The sequence below is a fragment of the Comamonas brasiliensis genome (genome assembly GCF_018292285.1).
GTDB classification, from domain to species: Bacteria; Pseudomonadota; Gammaproteobacteria; order Burkholderiales; family Burkholderiaceae_C; genus Comamonas; species Comamonas brasiliensis.
In genome coordinates, this window is sequence record NZ_JAANES010000007.1 from 231,355 (window position 1) to 249,377 (window position 18,023).

At 63.7% G+C, this 18,023-nt stretch carries 15 protein-coding genes; 6 read left to right on the forward strand and 9 right to left on the reverse strand.

Annotation, left to right across the window (positions count from 1 at the left end; genetic code table 11):
- Window positions 1-33: 33 nt before the first annotated feature.
- Window positions 34-705: an ABC transporter ATP-binding protein gene (locus DJFAAGMI_RS23590; RefSeq protein WP_211459619.1), complete on the forward strand. Its 672-nt coding sequence runs from the start codon at window positions 34-36 to the stop codon at window positions 703-705.
- On the opposite strand, the gene DJFAAGMI_RS23595 is transcribed toward DJFAAGMI_RS23590, so the two are convergent.
- From DJFAAGMI_RS23595 to DJFAAGMI_RS23610, 4 genes are read right to left on the reverse strand one after another with little or no spacing between them, the layout of a single operon-like run.
- The gene (locus tag DJFAAGMI_RS23595; RefSeq protein ID WP_211459621.1) at window positions 692-1,507 is read right to left on the reverse strand and encodes a LytR/AlgR family response regulator transcription factor; all 816 of its coding nucleotides are present in this window, start codon (window positions 1,505-1,507) and stop codon (window positions 692-694) included. The two genes, DJFAAGMI_RS23590 and DJFAAGMI_RS23595, sit on opposite strands and share 14 nt — an antisense overlap.
- Entirely contained in the window at window positions 1,504-2,565 is a 1,062-nt protein-coding gene (locus tag DJFAAGMI_RS23600; RefSeq protein WP_211459623.1) for a sensor histidine kinase, read from the reverse strand. Before DJFAAGMI_RS23600 ends, DJFAAGMI_RS23595 begins: the two co-directional genes overlap by 4 nt.
- A 24-nt stretch (window positions 2,566-2,589) precedes the next feature.
- Window positions 2,590-2,874: a 2TM domain-containing protein gene (locus DJFAAGMI_RS23605; RefSeq protein ID WP_211459625.1), complete on the reverse strand. Its 285-nt coding sequence runs from the start codon at window positions 2,872-2,874 to the stop codon at window positions 2,590-2,592.
- A gap of 36 nt (window positions 2,875-2,910) precedes the next feature.
- The gene (locus DJFAAGMI_RS23610; protein ID WP_211459627.1) at window positions 2,911-3,315 is read right to left on the reverse strand and encodes a DUF2306 domain-containing protein; all 405 of its coding nucleotides are present in this window, start codon (window positions 3,313-3,315) and stop codon (window positions 2,911-2,913) included.
- Between the two features lie 272 nt (window positions 3,316-3,587).
- Here DJFAAGMI_RS23610 and DJFAAGMI_RS23615 point away from each other — a divergent pair, with 272 nt between their 5' ends.
- A complete protein-coding gene (locus DJFAAGMI_RS23615; RefSeq protein WP_211459629.1) occupies window positions 3,588-5,777 on the forward strand; it encodes a TonB-dependent receptor in 2,190 nt (729 codons plus the stop codon).
- The gene (locus tag DJFAAGMI_RS23620) at window positions 5,777-7,036 is read left to right on the forward strand and encodes a PepSY-associated TM helix domain-containing protein (RefSeq protein ID WP_211459631.1); all 1,260 of its coding nucleotides are present in this window, start codon (window positions 5,777-5,779) and stop codon (window positions 7,034-7,036) included. The genes DJFAAGMI_RS23615 and DJFAAGMI_RS23620 overlap by 1 nt, the downstream gene beginning before the upstream one ends.
- Window positions 7,037-7,108: 72 nt before the next feature.
- Here the strand turns inward: DJFAAGMI_RS23620 and DJFAAGMI_RS23625 are convergent, their stop codons facing one another.
- On the reverse strand, window positions 7,109-7,387 hold the full coding sequence (locus tag DJFAAGMI_RS23625) for a PsiF family protein (protein WP_003052901.1): 279 nt from the start codon (window positions 7,385-7,387) through the stop codon (window positions 7,109-7,111).
- Window positions 7,388-7,599: 212 nt separating this feature from the next.
- Here DJFAAGMI_RS23625 and DJFAAGMI_RS23630 point away from each other — a divergent pair, with 212 nt between their 5' ends.
- Window positions 7,600-8,424 (forward strand): undecaprenyl-diphosphate phosphatase, encoded by an 825-nt coding sequence (locus DJFAAGMI_RS23630; protein ID WP_211459633.1) that lies wholly within the window; start codon window positions 7,600-7,602, stop codon window positions 8,422-8,424.
- Between the two features lie 137 nt (window positions 8,425-8,561).
- Here DJFAAGMI_RS23630 and DJFAAGMI_RS23635 read toward each other — a convergent pair whose 3' ends face one another.
- Window positions 8,562-9,437 (reverse strand): alpha/beta hydrolase, encoded by an 876-nt coding sequence (locus DJFAAGMI_RS23635; RefSeq protein ID WP_043004751.1) that lies wholly within the window; start codon window positions 9,435-9,437, stop codon window positions 8,562-8,564.
- Window positions 9,438-9,497: 60 nt separating this feature from the next.
- A complete protein-coding gene (locus tag DJFAAGMI_RS23640; protein WP_043004752.1) occupies window positions 9,498-10,481 on the reverse strand; it encodes a proteasome-type protease in 984 nt (327 codons plus the stop codon).
- A 272-nt stretch (window positions 10,482-10,753) separates the two neighbouring features.
- Between DJFAAGMI_RS23640 and DJFAAGMI_RS23645 the strand changes: the two genes are divergently transcribed.
- The gene (locus tag DJFAAGMI_RS23645; protein ID WP_211459635.1) at window positions 10,754-12,679 is read left to right on the forward strand and encodes a methyl-accepting chemotaxis protein; all 1,926 of its coding nucleotides are present in this window, start codon (window positions 10,754-10,756) and stop codon (window positions 12,677-12,679) included.
- Between the two features lie 62 nt (window positions 12,680-12,741).
- Here DJFAAGMI_RS23645 and mutS read toward each other — a convergent pair whose 3' ends face one another.
- Together mutS and DJFAAGMI_RS23655 are read right to left on the reverse strand one after the other, a co-directional pair.
- Window positions 12,742-15,333, reverse strand: a complete 2,592-nt coding sequence (gene mutS / locus DJFAAGMI_RS23650; RefSeq protein WP_211459756.1) for a DNA mismatch repair protein MutS — start codon at window positions 15,331-15,333, stop codon at window positions 12,742-12,744.
- Between the two features lie 330 nt (window positions 15,334-15,663).
- Complete coding sequence (locus tag DJFAAGMI_RS23655) at window positions 15,664-16,458, reverse strand: IclR family transcriptional regulator (protein WP_211459637.1); 795 nt, start codon at window positions 16,456-16,458, stop codon at window positions 15,664-15,666.
- Window positions 16,459-16,575: 117 nt separating this feature from the next.
- On the opposite strand from DJFAAGMI_RS23655, the gene DJFAAGMI_RS23660 reads away from it, so the two are divergent.
- Window positions 16,576-18,018, forward strand: a complete 1,443-nt coding sequence (locus DJFAAGMI_RS23660; RefSeq protein WP_211459639.1) for a carotenoid oxygenase family protein — start codon at window positions 16,576-16,578, stop codon at window positions 18,016-18,018.
- Window positions 18,019-18,023 lie beyond the last annotated feature (5 nt).

The following is an 18,023-nucleotide window of genomic DNA, read 5'->3' on the forward strand; positions in this document are numbered from 1 at the left end:
CCGTAGACATATATATACAAGGCATTGTCAGCTATGAATTCTGAACTCGACGATGGCTGCGAGTCGCTGTGCATGGTGCAGGCTCTGCAGGTGAGCTTCGGCTACCCGGGCCGGGTAGTGGCCCATGAGGCCTCGCATTGCTGGCATGCCGGACTGTGTCTGCTGCAAGGCGACGAGGGCACGGGCAAGACCAGCTGGCTCAAGGTATTGGCCGGGCAATTGCCGCTGCGCATGGGCTTGCTGCACTATCCGTTCGCCGACAACGGCCGCCTGGCTCCAAGCTCCTGCTTCTGGCAGGACCCACGCCAGCCGCTCAACGATGTCTACAACCAGATGCCGGCCGAGAGCTGGGTGGCTTTGCAGCGCACGCTGTATCCGCATTGGTCGCAGAAGCAGTTCGAGCAGCATGTGCAGGGCTTCGGGCTGGAGCCGCATTTGCACAAGCCGCTGCTGGCCCTGTCGTCGGGCACGCAGCGCAAGCTGTGGATGGCCGCTGGCTGGGCCAGCGCAGCCGAGCTGGTACTGATCGACGAGCCGCTGGCGGCGCTGGACAAGCCGTCCGAGCGTTATGTGCAGCATGCGCTGGCGGCCATGGCCGCCGAACTCAGGAATCCGGCACGACCCCGCAGCGTCATCGTGGCGCATTGGGATGCCATGCAGGGTGTGGACTGGGAGGATGTGATGGTGCTGCCTACATCGCCTTGAACCGCGTTGCGTAGAGACGGCTGACGGCCAGTTTTTCAGGGCGGTCACGCAGCAGCAGGCTGACGCGCCCGGACTCGTCACGCTGGGCGCTGGCAATGGCTTGAGCCCGCACCACGGTGCCGCGATGGATTTGCCAGAACTCGCGCGCGTCGAGCTGCGGCAGCAAATCCTTCAGCGGGGTACGGATCAGATACTCCTGACCGGCCGTCAGCACGCGCAGATATTTGTCGGCGGCTTCGAGGTAGATGATGTCCTGCACCCTCACCATATGGATCTGGTTGCCGACGCTGGCCTGAATGATCTGCAGCGAGGCGGGGGCCTGCCCCAGCAGTTGCTGCTGCAGCCCGAGCAACTGTTCGAGCTGACGGTGATTCTGCATGGCAAGGTCCGTGCCCTGTATCGGCTGGCGCTGCTGCCACCACTGCTGCAGGCGCTGCACGGTCTGGCCGAGGCGCGCCGCCTGCACCGGCTTGAGCACATAGTCCATGGCGCAGGCCTCGAAGGCTGCCAAGGCGTACTGGTCGTAGGCGGTGACAAAGACAATCGCCGGCAGCGCTTGCTCTTCGGGCCAGGCATCGGCGATTTCGGCGGCGGCTTCCAGCCCCGTCTGGCCGGGCATGCGGATGTCCAGGAACAGCAGATCGGGCAGCCGGGCCAGCGCCTGCTGCACGGCGCTGATGCCGTCGGCCACCCTGGCCTCTATATGCAACTGGGGCCAGAGCTGGCCCAGCAGCTGCTGCAATGCCAGGGCCAGCAGCGGTTCGTCTTCGGCAATCAGGGCGCGCGGCGGGCTGGTGTTCATGGCTGGGGCTTCAGGGGTAATACGATGCAGGCCCTGGTTCCGCCTGCGCTGTCTGCCGTCAGGTCGAAGCGGGCAGCGCTGCCGTAGCGGCTGGCCAGGCGTTCGCGAATCTGCTGCAGGCCAAAGCCTGAGCCCGAGGGCGGCTGGCCAGGCAGCACGGGCAGGCCCAGGCCATTGTCTTGCACGCTGAGCAGGAGATGGCTGTCATCCAGCATTCCGGCCTGAACGGCTATGTGGCCGCCGGCCAGCTGGGGCTCCAGTCCATGGCGAATGCTGTTCTCCACCAGCGGCTGCAGCAGCAGGGTTGGCACGGACAGTTCGGCCAGTTCAGCGGGCAGATGCAGGCCATAGCTGAGCCGGTCGCCCATGCGGATCTGCATCAGGGCCAGGTAGTCGGTCAGCAAGGCAAATTCGTTGGCAAGACTGTGGGTGCCGCTGCGTGAACCGGCCAGCGTGGCACGCAGGTAGGCAATCAGATGGTCGAGCATCTGCTCGGCGCGTGGCGCATCGCTGGCGATCAGCACACGCAGATTGGCCAGGGTGTTGAACAGCATATGGGGCTCCAGCTGGGCCTGCAGCAGGCTGAGCCTGGCTTCGGCGGCCTGGCGCTGGGCCTGCTCTGCCTGCATTTGCAGATGGCGCGACTTGCCCACCACATAAAAGCCCCAGGACATGGCAATGCTGGTCGCCATGGTGATGGCAAACGGCAGCCATAGCGAGGGCCGGCCTGCGGCGGGCAGTTCGGGATGGAACTGCTGAACATAGAGGCTACCCAGCGGATTGCCCAGAACCAGGCCTGCTGCAATTCCCAGCGGCACCACGGCCATGCCGCGCATGCCGCGCGGCCAGGGGATCTGGTCGGACTCGCGCCAGCGCAGCCTGAGCAGATCAATGCTCAGCCAGCTGATCAGGCCTATGGCCAGCGAGTAGGCGAGGTTGACATCCCACAGGCTCTGGCCCAGAGCGGTCAGGGCCGCGGCGATCAGCAGGCAGGCCGCCACGGTGATGCCGGCGTGACGAAGCAGGGGGGCGGGCGCAAACATGGACATGACAGGCATGGTAGGTGATGGGGGATCCGGCAACTAGCGCTTTTCGCTGCGCTTCAGCGTTTTCAGCTCGTGCTCCAGCAACTGCTGAAAGAGCGGGCTGCCGGGTGCCAGCAGCCAGACCACGGCGCCATGTATCAGCAGGCCCAGACCCCAGCCCAGAGCCGGGTAGACGGCCCAGTGCCGTCCCTGACTCAGAGCCAGGGTCATCAGTCCCAGATTTACTGCGGCATAGACCGCAGCATGGATATACCAGCCCAGCTTCATGCCGGCGCGGCGGCGTGCCTGCTGGTGCAGAGCGTCTTCGGAGATCGGGTTCATGTCTTTTCCTTGTAGTGCTTGGGATGAATGCGGGGATCAGGCCAGTCCTTGCCACAGCAGATTGCCGAGCAGGCGGCCGGGAAGCAGCGTGAACAGCCCTGCGACCACGCAGCTGCCGAAGTACAGCTTGCGCATGACGCTGCGGTGCTGGCCGATGCGTCGATGGGCCAGATGCCAGAAGGACAGTGCCAGGCCACCCAGCGTCACGGGGATCAGCAGATGGATGGGCGTGAAGCCTGCCCAGTTGGGCAGACTGAAGTCGCGTATGAACAACGCGGAGATGGCGGTGGCCAACATGAGCAGCACAAAGCCGCGGCCTGCAATTCTGTGCACCCAGGGCAGGGGGCCGGCATGGCGCCTGGCCCAGAGTGCAATGGCTCCGGTCAAGGTGGCTGCGATGGCGCAACCCATGTGAAAGGCAATCAGAGGTGTGAGTGTCATGGCTGGCTCCTGGTGCTTGCACATGACTGTGCAAGCCGGGCCTGCTGGCGGCCAGCGCTTTGCGACGAAGTGACAGAAGCCGGGAGCCAGCTGCAACTCCGTGGGTGTGACTGGTGTGGTTGCCTGGTTTGTGCGCGCACACATACCACGCGGCGGCTTCAGGCTTGGCAGTTTGCCGTGGTTCCCGTTGAGGCTCCAGGGTGTTTGACATCGTTGGCTGGGTTGATTACTAAAATTAACGATTCTGAAAATCATTCTCAATAATTTAAAAAATGTTCCTGCTGCGACCGATTTCCCTGGCTGCCCTCGCACTGTGCAGCCAGCAGACTGTTTTTGCCCAGACTTCCAGCACTGAATCAGAGGCTGCCCTGCAGACCGTGACCGTGGAGGCCAGCGCCGATGCTTCGGCCCAGGGTCTGGCCAAGCCTTTTGCGGGCGGGCAGGTGGCGCGCGGCGCGCGTGTCGGCGTGCTGGGAAACCAGGACATGATGGAGACTCCGTTTTCCGCCACCAGCTATACCAGTGATCTGATTCAGGATCAGCAGGCCAAGAGCGTGGGCGACGTGCTGCTCAACGATGCGGGCGTGCGCTCGGCGCGCGGCTTCGGCAATTTCCAGCAGGCCTACTTTGTGCGCGGCTTTGTGCTGTATTCCGATGATGTGGCCTATAACGGCCTGTACGGTCTGGTGCCGCGCCAGTACATGGCGTCGGAGTTCGTGGAGCGCGTGGAAGTGTTTCGCGGAGCGAATGCCTTTCTCAGTGGCGCGGGTGCGGGCAGCGTCAGCGGCGGAGGTCTGGGCGGCCTGATCAATGTGGTGCCCAAGCGCGCCGGCAACGAGCCGCTCAATCGTGTCACCCTGGGTGGCGCCAGCGGCGGGCAGGCTTATGCCGCAGCCGATGTGGCCCGCCGCTTCGGCCCCGACGATGCAGCCGGTGTGCGCCTGAATCTTGCGCGCCGCAGCGGCGGCACCGGCGTGAGCGGTGAGAAGGTTCACACCACTGTCGGTTCGCTGGGCCTGGACTGGCGCAGCAGCCGTGCACGCCTGTCGGCCGATCTGGGCTGGCAGGAGCACAAGCTGACGGCGCCGCGCCCCTCGCTGACCCCTTCGGGCAATCTGCCCATTCCGGCAGCTCCTGACAGCAAGACCAACTACGCCCAGCCCTGGACCTACTCCAACAGCCGCGACCTGTTCGGCACCGTGCGAGGGGAATACGACTTCAACGACCAATGGACCGGCTGGGCCGCTGTGGGCATGCGCCGGGGCAGCGAGGACAATGCGCTCTCGGGCCTGACGCTGTCCAGCGCGGCTGGCGATGCCACGGTCAACCGCTTCGACAACACGCGCAAGAACCGCGTCAAGACCGGCGAGCTGGGCCTGCGTGGCAAGTTCGAGACCGGCGCGGTCAAGCACTCGGTGGTGGCTTCGCTGTCGGCCTTCGATTCCAGCGAGCGCAATGCCTGGGGTTACAACTATGCAACCGGCCAGAGCAACAACATCTACAACCCGGTGGCCCTGCCTGCGCCTGCCTATAACGGACTGGGCGGCATACTGGGCAGCCCGCGCGAGACCGAGCGCATCAAGACCAGCAGCCTGGCGCTGGCCGATACCCTGGGCTTCATGGACGAGCGCCTGCTGCTGACGGTGGGCATGCGCTACCAGACCATCAAGGTCGATGGCTTCGATGCCACGACGGGCGCGAGCTCGGGCAGCTACGACAAGAGCCGCGTGACGCCGGTGGCGGGCCTGGTGTTCAAGCTGACCCCCGAGGTGTCGGCTTATGCCAACTACATCGAAGGGCTGGCCAAGGGCGGCAGCGCGCCCATGACCAACGGTGGTCAGGTCGTCAGCAATGCAGGCCAGGTGTTCGCTCCCTATGTCTCCCGTCAGAAAGAGGTGGGCCTCAAATACGACGGCGGCAATATCGGTGCCAGCGCCTCCTTCTTCACCACCAGCATGCCCAGCGCCTATGTGGAGAACAATGTCTACGGCGTGTTCGGCAAGCAGCGCAACCGCGGTCTGGAGTTCAATGTGTTCGGCGAGCCCGTCAAGGGCCTGCGCGTGCTCGGCGGCCTGACCCTGCTGGACGCCGAATACCTGACCACTGCGAGTGGCGCCAATGACGGCAAGCGCGTGGTGGGCGTGCCCCGCAGTCAGGCCAATATCGGCGCTGACTGGGATGTGCCGGGCGTGCGCGGTCTGGCATTGAATGCACGACTGATGTATACCGGCGCGCAGTACGCCAATGCAGGCAATACTCAGCGCGTGCCGGCCTGGACCCGCTTTGACCTGGGCGCCCGCTACCTGATGGACGTCGGCGGCAAGCTGGTGACCCTGAATGCACGCGTGGACAACGTGGCCAACCGCAACTACTGGGCCTCGGTCGGCGGCTATGCCACCAATGGCTATCTGGTCCAGGGTGCACCGCGTACCTTCTCGCTGACCGCCAGCGTGGACTTCTGATGCGCGCTCTGTGGACCGTGGTTCATCGCTGGGTAGGCCTGTTTCTCGCGGCTTTCCTGGTCATGACCGGTCTCACGGGAGCGGTGCTCTCGTGGGATCATGAAATCGACGACTGGCTCAATGCCGACATGCTGCACACGCCGGGACGCGGCCCGCTGCAGACGCCGCTGCAACTGGCCCAGGCCGTGCAGGCGGCCGATGCGCGCGTCGAGATCTCGTATATGAGCCTGGGCCTGCGCGAGGGCGAGGCGGCTTCCTTTCTGGTGCGCCCGCTGGTGGACCAGGCCACGGGCAAGCCCCATGTGCTGGGCTACAACACGGTGTTTGTGGACCCGGTGACGGGAGCCATCACCGGCCACCGCGACTCCAAGAGCCTGGCCCTGAGCTGGCGCAATCTCATGCCCTGGCTGCGCCATCTGCATGAAAGCCTGCTCAGCCCCACGTTTGCGGGCAGCAACCGCTGGGGCTACTGGTTCATGGGCGGTCTCGCGCTGCTGTGGCTGGCCGACAGCTTCTGGGCACTGGTGCTGACCCTGCCGGTGAAGAAGAAGGCGGCTGCGGCCGGGGCGCAGGATGCCCCCGCCAAGGCTGGCGGCAAGTCCTGGTGGGCGCGCTGGATGCCGTCCTGGCGTATACGCTGGGGTGCCGGTGCCTACAAGCTCAATTTCGATCTGCACCGCGCCGGCGGGCTGTGGATCTGGGGCGTGATCGTCATCGTGGCCTTTACCTCGTTCTCGATCAATCTCTACCGCGAGGTGTTCTACCCAGTGATGAGCAAGGTCTCGACCACCACGCCCGGCCCTTACGAGACGCTCAAGCCGGCACCTTTTGGCAGCTTTATCGAGCCGAGGATCGGCTTTGCCACGGCCATCGAGATCGCGCGCAGGGAGGCGGTGCGGCTGGGCATCAAGACTGAGGCCGGAGGTATCTGGTATGGCGGGGATTTCCCGTTCTACAACGTGTCCTTCTTCGATCCCGACGACGAGACCGGGGCCATGGGCATGGGGCTGTCCAATGTCTATGTGAGCTCGGAAAGCGGCGAGGTACTGGGCAGCTATCGTCCCTGGCATGGCACGGGAGCCGATGTCTTCGTGCAGCTGCAGCTGCCGCTGCACAGCGGTCGCATCCTGGGCACCTTCGGGCGTGTGCTGATATCGGTGGTCGGCGTGATGGTGGCCATGCTGTCCATCACCGGCGTCGTCATCTGGTGGAAAAAGCGCCGCGCCCGGCGAACGGCCCTGGCAGCTGCCTCAGCCTAAAACCACAAAGCCACCTTGCGGTGGCTTTGTGCATTGCGCGCTGCGCGGAAGCGGCAAAGCCGCTCAGGCGGCTCAGTCCTTCTTCAGGCACTCGCTCATGAAGGCCTTGCGCTCGTCGCCCTTTTTGCCGGCGGCGTCGGCATTGCAGCTCTTCATGCGTTCCTGCTGACGCTTCTTGCCGTCGGACAGGCAGGACTTCATGAACTCCTTGCGTTCATCACCCTTCTTGCCGGTGGCTTCGGTGTTGCAGGTGCCCATGAGCTGCTGCTGGGCGGTTTTGGGTTTGTCGCCGGCAGCCATGCTCATGCTGCAGGCCAGGGACACGACAGCCAGGACCACAAATTTTTTCATGATGGTGTGATTTTTGAAAAACGCCGACAGCCGGCGCGCAGCTATTGCAGCACAGGCGCGTGACTTTGCCCATCGCCAGAAGCCATGTCTTGTAAAAGTTTGCGATTGTCTGTCGATCGGCGGCCGGAAAAGGTCTTGTGAGCACGAGCGGGAAAATGGCGAGCGGATAATGAACGGTTTTGCTTCAACCCTGCACCCAAAGGACGATTCGCGTGGATACTTTATTGCTGGTCAAGGCCGCCATCATGGGCATTGTGGAAGGGCTGACCGAGTTCTTGCCGATTTCCTCAACCGGCCACCTGATCCTGGCGGGGTCGCTGATGGGCTTCGTCGGCGGCAAGGCCAAGGTGTTTGAGATTGCGATCCAGACCGGGGCCATCTTTGCCGTGATGCTGGTGTACTGGCAGAAGATCCGCGACACGCTGGTGGAGCTGCCCAGCAGCCGCCAGGCGCAGAAGTTCGCGCTCAACGTCCTCATCGGCTTTTTGCCTGCCGTGGTGCTGGCGCTGCTGTTCGGCAAATACGTGCAGGAGCATCTGTTCACGCCGGTCATCGTGGCGACCACCTTCATCCTTGGCGGCTTCGTGATTCTCTGGGCCGAGAAGCGCCCGGCCGCCGCCACCCGCGTGCAGTCGGTGGACGATATGACGGCGCTCGATGCGCTCAAGGTCGGCCTGGTGCAATGCTTTGCCCTGGTGCCCGGCACCAGCCGCAGCGGCTCCACCATCATCGGCGGCATGCTCATGGGCCTGTCGCGCAAGGCGGCCACGGACTTCTCGTTCTTCCTGGCCATGCCCACGCTGACCGGTGCGGGCGTCTACAGCCTCTACAAGGAGCGCGCGCTGCTGTCCATGGCGGATGTGCCGCTGTTTGCCGTGGGCCTGATCTTCTCGTTCATCAGCGCCTGGCTGTGCGTGCGCTGGCTGCTGCGCTTTATCTCCACCAACAGCTTTGTGCCCTTTGCCTGGTACCGCATCGTTTTCGGCATCATCGTGCTGGTGACCGCCTATACCGGCATCGTCGACTGGCACCATTGAGTGCCTTGGCGCTGTTCGCAAAAAAAGCCGCTTGCGTGATTGCAAGCGGCTTTTTTCATAGCTGCTAGCGCTTGTTTTGATTGAGTTTCAGATAGTTTTGATGCTGAAATCGTTATCTGAAAAGCGCAAGAAGCTACTTATTTGTGAGTGCTTCCAGTGGATTTCTGCAAAATGGTCTGCTCCATATTGAGCAGCGAAGCCTCGATGGCGGCGGCAGTGGCCTCGGGCCGCTCCATGGGAAACAGATGGCCGCCGTCCAGCATGGTGATGCGCCCGCGGGTGATGCGCTGCGTCATCTCCATGCCCACCTGGCGCATCTCCACCGACGAGCGACCGCCGATGAAGGCCACCGGGCAGCGCACCGGGTGACGCCTGAGCTGGTTGTTGAGATTGCTGGGCAGGGTGTTGTAGATGGCGGTCTCCACCTCGCGCCTGAACAGCAGGCTGCGCTTGCCCTGGTCGTCCTCCAGGCCGTGCTGCACATAGTCCTGCAGCACCTGCGGGTGCCACTGGGCAAAGGCCTTCTTGCCACGGAAATATTCCAGCGCCTCCTCGTTGCTGGCCCAGGTGGTGCGCCGGCGCTGGCTGATCTTGCCGGGGGAGACCGAGGCCACGATCTGCGTCTGCTTGGCCAGGCCCACGGCGTTCGCCTTCCAGCCGCCCAGCAGGGGCGAGTCGATCAGCAGCACGCCGCGCGCCAGATCGGGGCGCTTGGAGGCCGCCTGAAAACTCAGAATGCCGCCCAGCGAGTGGCCCACGAGATAGACCGGCCGGCCGTGCCGCTCGACCTGCTGCTCGATGTATTCGATCAGCTCGTCCACCAGATGCGGCCAGTGGTTGGTGACGGGGCGCTGCGGATCATGGCCAAAGCGCTGCACGCCGCCGGCGTCGATGCCCCGCTGGCGCAGCAGCGAAAACAGCAGGCGATAGGTGCCTATGGGAAAGCTGTTGGCATGCGCGAAGACCACAGGCAGGGTGTTCGTCGTGCTGGCGGTGGCAGTGGGCTGGGACATGGCGCTGAACGGGCTGGACAGTAAAAACGCCCCGTGGGGGCGTTGGATGCGTCGATCAGTTTAGCGCCTGGACAGCGCCGCCTGTCTTTGCATGCGTGCCTGTTCTTCGGCGCTCTGCAGGCGCTGGTATTCATCGGCCATGCTCAGGCCGGCTTGAGCCGGCACCACGGGCTGGCGCAGCGCGGCGGGCGGGCAGTTGCCCGCACCCAGGCCATGGGCCGAGCGCGAGGCGACGGGCGCGCCGACCTTGACCAACGGATGTGCGCGCGGGCTGTGGATGCGAATCGGCGTATCGGTCTGGCCGCCATCCCAGGCCGGGTCCTCGATGCTGTCGAAGACATGGCGCAGGCGCTCGCCCCAGCTGTCGTGCAGCATGCGCAGATAGGGATTGTCGGCGTCCAGGCAGACAATGCGGTCCGTGGCGAAGCGGTTGTTCTCGTAGACGATCAGATCCAGCGGCAGGCCCACCGAGAGGTTGGACTTGAGCGTGCTGTCCATGGACACCAGCGCGCACTTGGCGGCTTCGTCCAGCGGGGTTTCGGAGGTGATGACGCGATCCAGCACGGGCTTGCCGTACTTGGATTCGCCGATCTGGAAGTAGGGCGTCTCGCCCGTGGCCTCGATGAAGTTGCCCGCCGAATAGACCTGGAACAGGCGCATGCGCTCGCCCTGGATCTGGCCGCCAAAAATCATGGAGACATTGAAGTCCACCCCGGCGCGCTGCAGGGCCGTGGCCTCGCGCTCATGCACATGGCGCACGGCAGCGCCCAGCACGCGTGCGGCATCGAACATGCTGCGCACATTCCAGATGGTCAGCATCTCGTCCGTGGTCGTGTCGTGCAGCTGAAAGCTCTCCAGCAGCTCGCGCACCGACTGGGTGATGGACAGATTGCCGGCCGATTGCAGCACCATGAAGCGCTCACCCGGTTGCTCGTACAGCATGACCTTGCGGAAGGTGCTGATCTGGTCGAGTCCTGCATTGGTGCGGGAGTCGGACAGAAACACCAGGCCGGCGTTGAGCTTGAGGGCGACGCAGTATGTCATGGGTGATAGAGACAATAATGAAAAACGTATGGATGTCAGGCGCAGCAAGCGCTGAATGCTTCTAAATAGATAGCTGTAAACGCAGGCTGCCACGTGATTTTAGAAGGGTTTTAATAACGTCGGTGGCGGCCCTGTAACTGTTGCCGGAGCCCCGTTCATGCCCCGGTGCAGGGCCGGGCTGAGGAAGTCCCTGAGATGCAGGGCCTGTATGCGTGAGAAGATGCCGCCCCTTGAAGAACACTTGCTTACAGCTGGTTAGAAGAGGGCCTCCCATGCACGCATTTCGCAACCTGTCGATACGGACCAAGCTCATGTCCAGCATGCTGGCCTGCCTGCTGCTGTTCGTGGCGATTTCCACGACGCTGGGCTTTGTGCTGACAGGCGCCAGCCTGCGTGAGCGCGTAGTGGGGCAGGAGCTGCCGGCCGTGGTGGGGGAGATCCGCAACGACATCCTGCGCCAGATCGGCACGCCGCTGGCCATGGCCAGATCCCTGGCTGGCAACAGCTATGTGCTGGACTGGGAAGCTGCGGGCGAACCCGAGGACGGGAATGCCGCGTGGGCCAGATACGCCCAGGCGGTCAAGCAGCAGGCCGGTGCCTCATCGGTGTTCTGGGTGTCGGGCACCACGGGCCAGTACTTTGGCGAGCAGGGGGTGACGCGCAGGCTGGCGCCCAAGGGCCAGGGCGACCAGTGGTTCTACGAGCTGCTGGCCGGCGACAAGTCGCAGGTGCTGGAGATCGACAAGGACGTCAGCTCCAACGCCTATATGCTGTTCATCAATGTCCGCTTCGATGCCGGCCAGGGCAGGCAGGGCATTGCGGGCCTGGGCCTGTCGGTGGATGAGCTGGCGCAGGCCGTGCGCGCCTACCAGGTGGGCGAGTCCGGCTCGGTCTCCCTGGTGCGCGGCAACGGCAGCATTCTCGTGCATCGAGACCCGGCGCTGGTGGACGGCAAGCACTGGCTCAAGGACCGGCCCGGCTTCAGTGCCGGGCTCAGCGCTGCGCTGCTGAACCGCGAGCGCTTTGCCCATGCCATGTACGAGGCACCCTCGGGCCGGCAGCTGATTGCCTCCTCCTACGTGCCCGAGCTGGACCTGTATGTGATTGCCGAGCTGCCCGAGGCCCAGGTGCTGGGCGGCGTGCGCCGCACCATTGCGCTGACCTCGGCCGTGGCCGGCCTGGTGGGCGGCGGCATTGGCCTGCTGGTGATCTGGCTGGTGAGCCGGGCGATTGCGGCACCCGTGGGACGCGCGGCGCGAATGCTGGAGGAGATTGCCGATGGCCATGGAGATCTGAGCCGTCGCATGCCGGTGGAGAGCAATGACGAGGTGGGGGCGCTGGCCTCGGCCTTCAACCGCTTTGTCTCGTCGCTGGAGCGCATGGTGGGGGCCGTGCGCCAGGCCGCCGATTCGATTTCCGTGGCCAGCTCAGAGGTGGCCCAGGGCAACCAGGATCTGAGCCTGCGCACCGAGCAGGCAGCCAGCGCCCTGCAGCAGACGGCGGCATCGCTGTCGGTGCTGACGGACAGCGTGCAGGCCAATACCGAGGCCACGCGCAGTGCGGGCGAGCTGGCGCAGTCGGCGCGCGGCGTGGCCGAGCGCGGCGGTGCGGCCTTCGAGCGGGTGGTGGTGACCATGGAAGGCATCAACCACGCCTCGCGCAAGATTGCCGACATCATCGGTGTGATCGACTCGATTGCCTTTCAGACCAATATCCTGGCGCTGAATGCGGCGGTGGAGGCCGCGCGTGCCGGCGAGCAGGGCCGGGGCTTCGCCGTGGTGGCGGCCGAGGTGCGCAGTCTGGCCCAGCGCTCGGCCGAAGCGGCCAAGGAAGTGCGCCAGCTCATCACCGACTCCGTGACCCAGGTGGGCAGCGGATCGCAGCAGGTGGAGCATGCGGGCGCCACCATGCAGGAACTGCTGAATGCCGTGGCCAGGGTGACGGGCATCATCGAGGAGATCAGCGGCGCTTCGCAGACCCAGGGACGCGGTATTGCCGAGATCAACCAGTCCGTGGCCGGGCTGGATGATGCCACGCAGCAGAACTCCGCCCTGGTCGAGCAGTCGGCCGCTGCGGCAGTCAGCCTGCGCGAGCAGGCCGCACGTCTGATGGCCGAGGTGTCTGCCTTCAAGCTGGGTGACAGGCCCCAGAGCCGCCCATCCGTGCAGGAGCGACAACAGCAACTGCTGGAGGCCTGAACGCAAGCCGGGCCCGAAGAGATCGGGCCCGGGCTTGAGTGCACAAGGCTTGGAACGTGTTCTTAAGCGGCGCTGGTGCTCAGCTTCTTGAGCTGGTAGAGCATTTCCAGCGCTTCGCGCGGGCTCAGTGCATCGGGGTTGAGGGCGGCCATGGCCTGGTCCAGCGGGCTGGGCGCGGCGCTGGCGTCCACCAGCTCCGGTGCATCGAACAGATTGACCTGCAGATCGTTCTCGCCGGCTTGGGATTCGAGGGCTTCCAGCGCATGGCGCGCATGGTTGAGAACGCTGGCCGGCATGCCGGCCAGCTTGGCCACCTGGATACCGTAGCTGCGGCTGGCGGGGCCGGCCTGAATCTCGTGCAGAAACACGATGTCGCTGCCCGATTCTGCGGCACTGACATGCACGTTGACGGCGGCCTTGGCCTTGGCGGGCAGCTCGGTCAGCTCGAAGTAGTGCGTGGCAAACAGTGTGAACGCCTTGGTCTTGTCATGCAGCTGGCTCGCAATGCCGCTGGCCAGGGCCAGTCCGTCGAAGGTGCTGGTGCCGCGGCCGATCTCGTCCATCAGCACCAGGGAGTGGGGCGTGGCCGAATGCAGAATCTGCGCGGCCTCGGTCATCTCCATCATGAAGGTGGACTGGGCATTGGCCAGATCGTCGGCGGCGCCGATACGCGTGTGGATGGCATCGATGGGCCCCAGGCGGCAAGCGCTGGCCGGCACATAGCTGCCCATGCTGGCCAGCAGCACGATCAAGGCCACCTGGCGCATATAGGTCGATTTACCGCCCATGTTCGGGCCGGTGATGATCTGCATGCGCGTGTTGAGGTTCATGCGCGTGTGGTTGGCAATGAAGCTGCCGCTGGAGGTCTCGGCCATGCGTGCCTCCACCACGGGGTGGCGACCGGCCTCGATCTCTATGCAGGGCTGGCTGACGAACTGCGGCTCGGCCCAGTTCAGCGTCAGAGAGCGCTCGGCCAACGTGCACAGAACGTCCAGTGCGGCAATCGCCTGGGCCACGCGCGTGAGCTGGGGGACATGGGGCTGAAGCTGGTCGAGCAGTTGCTCGAACAGGAACTTCTCGCGCTGCAGCGCTCGCTCCTGGGCCGACAAGGCCTTGTCCTCGAAGGCCTTGAGTTCGGGCGTGATGTAGCGCTCGGCGTTCTTGAGCGTCTGGCGGCGGCGAAAACGCTCGGGTACCGCGTCCTTGTAGCTGTTGGTGACCTCGATATAGAAGCCATGCACCTTGTTGAACTGCACGCGCAGATTGGGAATGCCGGTGAGCAGCTTTTCCTTGGCCTCCAGCTCCAGCAGAAACTCGTCGCAGTTGTTCTGGATGGCGCGCAACTCATCGAGTTCGGCATCAAAGCCCGTGGCAATCACGCCGCCGTCGCGCACCAGCGCTGCGGGCTCTTCCATGATGGCGCGGGCCAGCAGCTCGGCGCAGCCTTCAGGCGGAATCAGGTCGCTGAAGATCTGCGTCAGATAGGCGGATGGAGCTTGTCCGGATTGCGCCAGCAGCTTTGATTTTTCCAGTGTTTTGGACAGACCTACCAGCTCGCGCGGGCGCACCTGGCGCAGGGCGATGCGGGCGGTAATGCGCTCCACATCGCTCACGCCCTTGAGCTCGGCACGCAGGGCTTGCCAGGGGGCCGTGCCTGCCCCGGTGCCGCGCAGCACGCCAATCGCTTCCAGGCGTTGCATGGCGGACTTGCGATTGCGCTCGGGCTCCAGCAACCAGGTCTTGAGCAGACGGCTGCCCATGCCTGTCATGCAGCTGTCCAGCAAAGAGAACAGCGTGGGCGAATCTTCGCCGCGCAGCGTCTTGACCAGCTCCAGATTGCGGCGCGTGGCCAGCGGCAGCGCAATCAGCTCGTCGTCGCGCTGCACCTGGATGGCGTGGATATGGGTCAGGTTGCGGCCCTGGGTATGTTCTGCATAGGACAGCAGTGCGGCACTGGCGCCATGGGCCAGCGGCAGGCCTTCGGCCTCCCAGGCCTTGAGGCTGGCCGCGCCCAGCAGCTCCAGCAGCTTGCGCTCGCCCAGACCAGAGTCGAACTGCCAGTCGGGGCGAGGAGACAGAGGGCAACTGATGGCGCTGCTGTGCTTGACGGCAAACAATGCCTGCTCGAAGCGCTCGGTAACGCCTGCGCTGTAGATCACCTCGCTGGGCGCAATGCGCGACAGCCAGGCACCCAGTTCATCGGCCGCGCATTCGGCCATGTGGATGCGGCCCTGGGTCACGGCCATCCAGGCCAGTCCACAGCGCTGGCGACCGGCGGTGTGCACGGCGACCAGAATGGCTTCGCTCTTGTCGGACAGCAGTTCGCTATCGGTCAGCGTGCCGGGCGTGACCACACGCACCACTTTGCGCTCGACCGGGCCCTTGCCTGCGCCAATCTCTCCGACCTGCTCACAGATCGCCACCGACTCGCCCATCTTGATCAGGCGGCCCAGATAGTTCTCGAGTGCATGGAAAGGCACGCCCGCCATGGGAATGGGTTGACCGGCTGTCTGGCCGCGCGAGGTCAGCGTGATGTCCAGCAGGCGCGTGACCTTCTCGGCATCACCAAAGAACAGCTCGTAAAAGTCACCCATGCGATAGAAAACGAGGGTGTCGGGATACTGCGCTTTTATTGGGAGATATTGCTGGAACATCGGCGTATGTGCCGACAGGTCAGTCATATCGGGAAAATTGGCCAGCGACGGGGATTCTGTGCTTTTCTGGGTCATCGCTTCAGCGGTATGCAAAACAGGGGGCGCTACGCCGGTGCTGGGCGGGCGCTAAACCATGCATTATCCGTGAAGGGAAAAAGCTGGTTCTTGTGCCGCTTTTGTCGAGGTAGGCAACAGGCCTGCATTCGAGCCATGACGACGAGGCGCGGGTCGGCAGTCACAATCTTCGCTTGATCTGGCTTGCGCGATGGCTCAGCCCAAGCCACCCAAGTTGAATCCGGATGAGGATGCCGAAGCCCTGCCGGCAAGCCGTTACGAGATCTCGCAGGCAATGGCCTGAAGCTGTGGCGCAATCTCGTGCCTGAGCCAGTTGAGATCGAGGGTGCGCCCCTGGAACGTGCAACTGATCGCGGCGACGTCTATGCCGTGAACCCGTCCCAGAGGTACGGCGACAGCCTGAACGTCGTAAATCAGGTCGCCGACCGACGTACAGCAACCGAACTGAGGGTAGTCGCTGAAGTTTTCCAGCACTTTTTTCTCATGCTGCTGCCACTGCTGTGGATCCTTGATCTTGATCTGATTGATCAAGGCTTCGCGGGCGGCAGGCGTGCATCCAAGAAGATAGGCTCTTCCCATGGCAGTTCCCAGCAGCGGATGCGTGCTGCCGATATCGTGGGAATAGACCAGACCGCGGCTGGCGCGCACGACTTCGATGTAGACCATGGAATAGCGGTCGCGAATCCCTATGGACACACTGCAGCCCAAGGCCGTGGCCAGCTTGTGCATGAGTGGTCTGGCGCTTCTGCGCAGCGTGTACTGGGCCAGAAGCGGATAGCCCAGGGATAGCGTTGCAGGGCCGAGACGGTACTTGCCGTAGTACTCGGTGGTGGCCAGATAACCGAGGCACAGCAGTGTGTAGCTGAGCCGTGAAATGGTGGCCTTGGGCAGGCCCAGCATGCTGGCCATTTCGCCATTGCCAAGAATCGGGCGTTCAGGCGTAAAGCAATGCAAAAGCTCCAGGCCGCGTGCCAGCGTGGTGGCGAACTGTTTGTCTCCGGCGTATTCCTCTAGGCCAGCAGGTACGCATCTGTTCCAGGTGTTATCCATAGATTTTGAAAAATTGATATCAAATATGGAATATCGAAATTCTACGGTGCTTCACAACGACCCGCTCCTACACTGATTTGACGCCTGATTGATGGGCGACAAACAGGAGCGAGACAAATGGATGTAGCAGATATACCTGTGCACGATATCCCTGCGTTGAACGGCAACAATGCACCGGTTCACCAGGAAGACCATTGGGACAATCTCCAGGTGATCGGAGAGCTTCCAGTCGATCTGAATGGTCTGTATGTGCGTAACGGGCCCAATGCCTTCTACCCTCCTGATTGGCGCTATCACGCCTACGACGGTGACGGCATGCTGCACGCAGTGCGTTTCGAGCGCGGTCGGGCAAGCTACCGCAACAAGTGGGTGCGGACCGAGGGATTGCTGGAAGAGCAGGCTGCAGGACATGCGCTGTGGAAGGGACTCAAGGAGGCCCCGCGCGCCGATACTCCCGAGCAGCCACTCAAGAACACGGCCAATACCGACGTGAAGTTCCATGCCGGTCGTCTGCTGGCCATGTGGTATCGCTCGGGTCTGCCGTATTCGCTCGACCCCGTCACGCTGGAGACCGTCGGCAACGGCGATGCCGACGGCCGGATCAAGCGCCTGTCAGCGCACTCGCGGCCTGACGAGCACACCGGCGAGCTGGTGTTCTTCGACTACGACACCAAGCCGCCCTATATGCGCTATGGCGTGGTGGACGCACAGCGCAAGCTGTGCCACATGATCGATGTGCCCTTGTCCCGGCCGGGCTTGCCGCATGACATGGCAGTCACCGAGAACTACTCCATCTTGCATGACTTTCCGCTTCGCCCCGACCCCGAAGCGCTGGCGATCGGCCGCTACAAGGTGCGCTTCTTTGCGGACCAGCCATCGCGCTTTGGCGTCATCCCCCGCTACGGCAATGCCTCGGATGTGCGCTGGTTTGAAGCCAGGCCGACCTACATGCTGCACGTCGTGAATGCCTGGGAGGAAGGCCAGGAGGTGGTGATGATAGGCACGCCTTACCGCATGCACGAGAAAGACGACGGCAGCCTGGACTCGGAGCGTCTTGAACGCACCATCCATATGCGCCAACGCGATTTTCTGCTCTACGAGTGGCGTTTCAATCTGGAAACGGGCAAGACCAGCGAGCGTGTCATCGACGATGTGCTCAACACCGAGTTCCCTGTCATCAACAGCGCCTACCAGGGCCGCAAGAACCGCTGGTCCTACCACGTGATCTTTCCGCAGGGTGGGCGTGAGGAGCCGCGCTTTCCAGGGCTGGTGAAGTACGACCTCGAAACCGGCGGCTATGTGGCCTACAGCGCAGGCCCGCATTACTTCTACAACGAGGGTGGCTTCGCTCCACGCGACAACGCCACCGGCGAGGACGACGGTTACCTCGTGATGTTTGTCTGGAACCCGGTCACCCAGCAGTCGGAAGTCCAGGTCTTCGACGCCAAGGGCAGCCGCATGGCTGACGGCCCGGTGGCGCGCATCCTGCTGCCGCGTCGCGTGCCGCACGGCTTCCATGCAACCTATGTGAGCCAGTCCAATCTGGACAAGTGGAAGTGAGCGGT

What these genes read in the sequence shown, in the direction of transcription:
- DJFAAGMI_RS23590 (WP_211459619.1), top strand. Translation starts at nt 34, where the DNA reads ATGAATTCTGAACTCGACGATGGCTGCGAGTCGCTGTGCATGGTGCAG.
- DJFAAGMI_RS23595 (WP_211459621.1), bottom strand. Translation starts at nt 1,507, where the DNA reads ATGAACACCAGCCCGCCGCGCGCCCTGATTGCCGAAGACGAACCGCTG.
- DJFAAGMI_RS23600 (WP_211459623.1), bottom strand. Translation starts at nt 2,565, where the DNA reads ATGCCTGTCATGTCCATGTTTGCGCCCGCCCCCCTGCTTCGTCACGCC.
- DJFAAGMI_RS23605 (WP_211459625.1), bottom strand. Translation starts at nt 2,874, where the DNA reads ATGAACCCGATCTCCGAAGACGCTCTGCACCAGCAGGCACGCCGCCGC.
- DJFAAGMI_RS23610 (WP_211459627.1), bottom strand. Translation starts at nt 3,315, where the DNA reads ATGACACTCACACCTCTGATTGCCTTTCACATGGGTTGCGCCATCGCA.
- DJFAAGMI_RS23615 (WP_211459629.1), top strand. Translation starts at nt 3,588, where the DNA reads ATGTTCCTGCTGCGACCGATTTCCCTGGCTGCCCTCGCACTGTGCAGC.
- DJFAAGMI_RS23620 (WP_211459631.1), top strand. Translation starts at nt 5,777, where the DNA reads ATGCGCGCTCTGTGGACCGTGGTTCATCGCTGGGTAGGCCTGTTTCTC.
- DJFAAGMI_RS23625 (WP_003052901.1), bottom strand. Translation starts at nt 7,387, where the DNA reads ATGAAAAAATTTGTGGTCCTGGCTGTCGTGTCCCTGGCCTGCAGCATG.
- DJFAAGMI_RS23635 (WP_043004751.1), bottom strand. Translation starts at nt 9,437, where the DNA reads ATGTCCCAGCCCACTGCCACCGCCAGCACGACGAACACCCTGCCTGTG.
- DJFAAGMI_RS23640 (WP_043004752.1), bottom strand. Translation starts at nt 10,481, where the DNA reads ATGACATACTGCGTCGCCCTCAAGCTCAACGCCGGCCTGGTGTTTCTG.
- DJFAAGMI_RS23645 (WP_211459635.1), top strand. Translation starts at nt 10,754, where the DNA reads ATGCACGCATTTCGCAACCTGTCGATACGGACCAAGCTCATGTCCAGC.
- mutS (WP_211459756.1), bottom strand. Translation starts at nt 15,333, where the DNA reads ATGTTCCAGCAATATCTCCCAATAAAAGCGCAGTATCCCGACACCCTC.
- DJFAAGMI_RS23655 (WP_211459637.1), bottom strand. Translation starts at nt 16,458, where the DNA reads ATGGATAACACCTGGAACAGATGCGTACCTGCTGGCCTAGAGGAATAC.
- DJFAAGMI_RS23660 (WP_211459639.1), top strand. Translation starts at nt 16,576, where the DNA reads ATGGATGTAGCAGATATACCTGTGCACGATATCCCTGCGTTGAACGGC.